The sequence below is a fragment of the Clostridium chrysemydis genome (assembly GCF_015234215.1).
GTDB lineage: Bacteria > Bacillota > Clostridia > Clostridiales > Clostridiaceae > Clostridium > Clostridium chrysemydis.
This window is the reverse complement of record NZ_JADEKP010000018.1, coordinates 1-5186: the sequence shown is the minus strand read 5'-3', so window position 1 is coordinate 5186 and position 5186 is coordinate 1. Positions and strand designations below refer to the sequence as shown.

Below are 5186 nucleotides of genomic sequence, written 5' to 3'. Positions count from 1 at the left end.
CAAGATTAGATTTCCCATAGCGTAAGCTAGTAAGACCCCTTGAAGAACACAAGGTTGATAGGTCAGGAGTGTAAGTGTGGCAACACATTCAGCTGACTGATACTAATAGGTCGAGGGCTTGACCAATTATTTGTTAACTAAAATTCATGTGCAATTTTAAGAGAACAACTCTTAAAAAAATCTGGTGATGATGGCATAGAGGAAACACTCCTTCCCATTCCGAACAGGAAAGTTAAGCTCTATAGCGCCAATGGTACTGCACGGGAGACTGTGTGGGAGAGTAGGACGTTGCCAGGTAGGTTTGGTTTACTAGCTCAGTCGGTAGAGCACTTGACTTTTAATCAAGGTGTCCGGGGTTCGATTCCCCGGTAAGCCACCAACAAAAAAATAAGAAATATGGTTTACTAGCTCAGTCGGTAGAGCACTTGACTTTTAATCAAGGTGTCCGGGGTTCGATTCCCCGGTAAGCCACCAAAGCCTTAGGATTACCTAAGGCTTTTCTTAACTTTAAAAATAGTTATCGACAAAGTTATCAACAGAATTTGTGATTTATTTTAAAAAAATCCTAAAAACTGTGGATAAAATGTGTGATCAGTTAATAAGTAATAGTATAAAAAGGTTAATATTTACATTCCTATAAGCTAGATATACAGGGACTTTGAAGGTTTAAAATTACTTATATTTACATAGGGGAAAAATAAATAAAAAAAATGCAAAAAAATGTTGACAACCAGTATGTTAGTCTATATAATAAATAATTGTCAGAGCGGTTCATTTGGATATGACAATCTGGTGATGATGGCGTAGAGGAAACACTCCTTCCCATTCCGAACAGGAAAGTTAAGCTCTACAGCGCCGATGGTACTGCACGGGAGACTGTGTGGGAGAGTAGGACGTTGCCAGGTTCTTTGGTTTACTAGCTCAGTCGGTAGAGCACTTGACTTTTAATCAAGGTGTCCGGGGTTCGATTCCCCGGTAAGCCACCAAAATTACTTTAAGAGTAATTTTCTAATAGGAACTTGCTTAGCATTTAGATATATTGAGATTATGTTAATCATAATCTCTTTTATTTTGTCTTTAAATAAAAGATTTATATAGATAAAAAAAGGATACCTTATAATTAGGTATCCTTTTTTAACGTACATATTAAAAACTTATTCTATTTTTTGATTTTTCCTTTAAAGTCGTTACCTATAAATGATAAAAATCTTTTTAAGCTATTCATATCTTCTTTTAACGAAGAGTCATCATCTTTAAAAAATCCGTTATAGTAAAGTGATATTAATAAAAAGAATATTCCAAGATTTATATAGATATCTTTAATATCTGCGATAAATAAATCGCCGACTCCTATAAAATCTAAGCTACCTCCATAAAATACTTTATCTATAAGTGAGCATAAAGCACCAGAAAATATAAATAGAATAGATAAATCGCTATAGATATCTTTTATTCCGTTAAATTTAGAGTATCTATAGATTTCTATAAATATAAATAGTGCAATAAAATTTAATAAGATAAGTAAAGGAAAGCTTACGCCAGTTCCAAATCTAGCATTAAGCCAAGAACCATCTGTATTAATTATTGGATTAAATGAAATAAACCCATCTAATATAGATACGTATTTATGGAAATAGAAAAACTTAATTATAATCTTAATTCCTTGATCTATAATCATTAATACAAAGAAGAATACCCACATAGCTTTAGTAGAAAGACCTTTTTCGTATCTTTTAGTAAAGGAATAAGCGAAATACCCTATTGCTGCAAAAAGTACTAAAAATAATAAGTTTCCTATTAATGTTACTAGATCATTAACTCTACCTGTAAAAAGCTCAAATAAAAAATATGCAAGCCACATACAAGGCAAAGCAAAAATGGTTATATATTTTTGTTTATTCATAGGTGCCTCCATTACATAGTAATTATAAATTTAAGTTTAACATATAATGTTAAATTTCACTATGTTAATATAAGAGTAATTATGAGATAATATAATTAGCTTACAAAATATTCAAATTAATCTTATGAAAAGAGAGGTATTTATATGTTAAGAATTTTTGCAGTTTCTGACTCTATTGGCGAAACGGCAAATGGTGTAGCGCAAGCTGCAGCTAGCCAATTTAAGGGAGATGTTGATGTAAAGAGATTACCATACATAAACACTTTAGAAGATGCAGATGAAGTTATAGCTAAAGCCTTAGAAGCCCAATCAGCTATAGTAGTATCTACAATAATAAGTGTTGACGTAAGAGAATATTTAACTCAAAAAGGCTTAGAAAATAATATTCAAGTAATAAATATTTTAGGGCCTATATTAAATGTTGCAGCTACAAAATTAAAAAGATTACCAGACTATAATCCAGGTGCAATGTGGAAAACAGATGAAGAATATTTTAAGAGAATAGAAGCTATGGAATTTGCTATGCAATATGATGATAGTAAAGATTACAGGGGATTAAAAAATGCAGATGTTGTTTTAATTGGTCTTTCAAGAACCTCAAAAACTCCACTTTGTATGTATTTAGCTAATAAAGGCATTAAAGCTATAAATGTTCCTTTAGTTCCGGAAGTTGGAGTTCCAGATGAAATATATGAAGTTGATAAAAGAAAAATATTTGGACTTACAATAAACCCACTCCAATTAATAGAGATAAGAAAAAGAAGGCTAGACAAGTTTCACAGGATATCTTCTGATATAGAATATGCAGGAGATGCTAGAATACTAGAAGAGTTTGAATTTGCAGATAGAATAATTAGAAAATTAGGATGTAAAACTGTTGATATAACTAAAAGAGCAATAGAAGATACAGCATTAATAATTATGGAATCAATTAAGAATATAAAATAAATAAGAGGCACTTACTAAAATATTAGTAGGTGTCTTTTTGAAATAACAATATTTTATTTTGGTGATATAATATAAGTATAATTATAAAAGGGGCGTATTATTATGAAAATTGGGTTAGTTTTAGGTGGAGGCGGAGCTAGAGGTGCTTATCAGATAGGTGTTTGGCAAGCCTTTAAAGAATTAGATATAGATAAATATATAAAAGTAATAGCAGGAACTTCTATTGGAGCTTTAAATGGTATTCTTATAAAGCAAGGTGACATAAAGATTGCGGGAAAGCTTTGGAACGAAATTACTAAAGAAAAGATTCTTCCAACTGATAATAAAGACTTAATTAAAAAAAGTGCGCTTATTAATATCGGATCTAGAAACTTAAATCTAATAAAAAAATATATGCCAAACATAGTAGATGGTGGAGACGTATCAAGAAGTGGGCTTTTAGATATATTTGATCAATATATAGATTTTGAAAAACTAAAAAGTGATGATATTGATTTATACGTAACTTGTACTGAGATTCCAAAGTTAGAAGCAGCATATTTTAAAATAAATAATTCTTCAGAAGAAGATATGAGAAAAATGCTATTAGCAACATCAGCTATTCCTATGATATATAAAAGTGAAGAGATAAATGGAAAGAGGTATTTGGATGGGGGGATGGTAGATAACTTACCTATTCAGCCTGTTTATGGTGAAGGTTGTGATTTAATTATAGTAGTGCCTTTAGCTAAAGACTATGTTATAGATAGAAATCTTTATCCAAACACAGATATTATAGAGATAAGACCTAGCTTAATGGAAGAAGGTTTTATAGATGGGGCATTAGAGTTTACTAAAGATAATTCTTTAAGAAGAATGAAATTAGGGTATGAAGATACAATAGCTCAATTAAGTCCAATATTTAAATTAGCAAATTTTATAAGAGATAATAAGCCTAAAGAAGATAAAGGTTTATTTAAAATATTTAAAGATAAATTTTTTAATAAATAGTGAGGAAAGCTAGATTGAGCTTTCCTCACTATTTTATTTTTAATATTCTAATTTTCTTATAGATTAAAGGATAGGCTAAGCTCAAGGGGTAGTTTAATTTATCATAACTGTGGCAGCAATAAAGATAATCATCCCCTAAAGAATAGGTTATAAATCCTGTATGAGTCCAATCTTTTAATTCTGGATTGAAAAATTGTATTAAAGTTCCTTCACAATCAGAATCTAAATCGTTAAATTCTTTAGCTAAATTATTATTAATTAAGTAGTTTCTAAGTTCTTTTACCCTTACCCAGGAGTTTGAATAATTATACCAAGTCTTATTTTTAGGTAATCCACCTGCATGTAAAATTTGTGAAGCAAAGTTTGTACAATCTCCACCGTTGCTATCAAAACTTATATAACTTGGATTATGAACTAAAGCATATTTTTCAGCATAGGCTATCGCATTTGATTTGCTAAAAGGTTTATGTGAAGGAGATCCAGATTTTGAAATAGATCTAAAGGGTGATATTATTCCTAAATTGTCTTTAAATGATAAATTGATAGTATGGAAGTTTAAAGTATTAGATTTTTCTTCAAACATTAAATATAAATTGGGAAATTCTTCTTTAGATATAATGAAATCTATTTTTTTAGAGTTTTTTGAAAATACAAAATAGAAATATTCTAGGGATTTTGATAAGTTAGGTGTGATAATATTTATATTTAATATATTTGTTATCATAACTTTAAAAAAACATATATCATTTATAGAGTTATATTTTAGTATTTTAAAACTTTTATTAAGTGATCCGATAGAAGATAATATATCTTTTTTGTATAAAAATTTATTAGAATAAAAGTTTAAAAAATAACTATTAGGATTTATAAATTCAAATAATCTCTCAAAGTTATCATTTAATATAAAGGATTTTATTACTTCTATTTGAGATTTGACTTTTGCCATATAGAAAACTCCAACAAAAAATACTATAGTATAGTATATCTAAAAGCACTAAAATAGGTGATTTTTTAATACAATACAAAAAGGTAAAAAAATATATAAAAAACTGTTGACATAATTTTATTCTAGTAATATAATAACTATTGTCATCAGCGGAAAGCGTTTCCGAGAAAAGAAATTAAATGTTTAAATAAAAAATGTTGACATTTGATTTTGAAGATGATAAGATAAGCTAGTCGCTTGAGTGCGACAGAGATTAAATGGTCTTTGAAAATTGAACAGATTTATATAATACAAAACCAGCAATTCTTTTTACGAATTTAAGTTTTAAGAGTACAGATTAAACTTTTTATTGAGAGTTTGATCCTGGCTCAGGACGAACGCTGGCGGCGTGCCTAACAC

4 protein-coding genes, 3 tRNA genes and 3 rRNA genes are annotated in these 5186 nt (G+C 29.2%); 8 read left to right on the top strand and 2 right to left on the bottom strand.

Features of this window, described 5'->3' with window-relative positions:
* The 6 genes from INR60_RS17095 to INR60_RS17070 form a co-directional block, all read left to right on the top strand.
* Positions 1-126: ribosomal RNA gene (locus INR60_RS17095) — 23S ribosomal RNA — on the top strand; the annotation flags it as partial.
* Positions 127-180: 54 nt separating this feature from the next.
* Positions 181-297 (top strand): 5S ribosomal RNA (gene rrf, locus INR60_RS17090).
* A 6-nt stretch (positions 298-303) separates the two neighbouring features.
* Positions 304-379: transfer RNA gene (locus INR60_RS17085), tRNA-Lys, on the top strand.
* 19 nt (positions 380-398) lie between these two features.
* Positions 399-474, top strand: a tRNA-Lys gene (locus tag INR60_RS17080).
* A gap of 314 nt (positions 475-788) precedes the next feature.
* A 5S ribosomal RNA gene (gene rrf, locus INR60_RS17075) occupies positions 789-905 on the top strand.
* A gap of 5 nt (positions 906-910) precedes the next feature.
* Positions 911-986 (top strand) — tRNA-Lys (locus INR60_RS17070).
* A gap of 173 nt (positions 987-1159) precedes the next feature.
* Here the strand turns inward: INR60_RS17070 and INR60_RS17065 are convergent.
* Positions 1160-1903, bottom strand: a complete 744-nt coding sequence (locus tag INR60_RS17065) for a signal peptidase II (protein ID WP_194192692.1) — start codon at positions 1901-1903, stop codon at positions 1160-1162.
* A gap of 144 nt (positions 1904-2047) precedes the next feature.
* Between INR60_RS17065 and INR60_RS17060 the strand changes: the two genes are divergently transcribed.
* Together INR60_RS17060 and INR60_RS17055 are read left to right on the top strand one after the other, a co-directional pair.
* Entirely contained in the window at positions 2048-2851 is an 804-nt protein-coding gene (locus tag INR60_RS17060; protein WP_194192691.1) for a pyruvate, water dikinase regulatory protein, read from the top strand.
* A 102-nt stretch (positions 2852-2953) separates the two neighbouring features.
* Positions 2954-3841: a patatin-like phospholipase family protein gene (locus tag INR60_RS17055; RefSeq protein WP_194192690.1), complete on the top strand. Its 888-nt coding sequence runs from the start codon at positions 2954-2956 to the stop codon at positions 3839-3841.
* A gap of 28 nt (positions 3842-3869) precedes the next feature.
* Here INR60_RS17055 and INR60_RS17050 read toward each other — a convergent pair whose 3' ends face one another.
* Positions 3870-4787, bottom strand: a complete 918-nt coding sequence (locus INR60_RS17050; protein WP_194192689.1) for an amidase domain-containing protein — start codon at positions 4785-4787, stop codon at positions 3870-3872.
* Between the last annotated feature and the right edge of the window lie 399 nt (positions 4788-5186).

Bases quoted from the DNA above. Each gene is read 5' to 3' on its own strand.
- INR60_RS17065 (WP_194192692.1), bottom strand. From the start codon at position 1,903: ATGAATAAACAAAAATATATAACCATTTTTGCTTTGCCTTGTATGTGG.
- INR60_RS17060 (WP_194192691.1), top strand. From the start codon at position 2,048: ATGTTAAGAATTTTTGCAGTTTCTGACTCTATTGGCGAAACGGCAAAT.
- INR60_RS17055 (WP_194192690.1), top strand. From the start codon at position 2,954: ATGAAAATTGGGTTAGTTTTAGGTGGAGGCGGAGCTAGAGGTGCTTAT.
- INR60_RS17050 (WP_194192689.1), bottom strand. From the start codon at position 4,787: ATGGCAAAAGTCAAATCTCAAATAGAAGTAATAAAATCCTTTATATTA.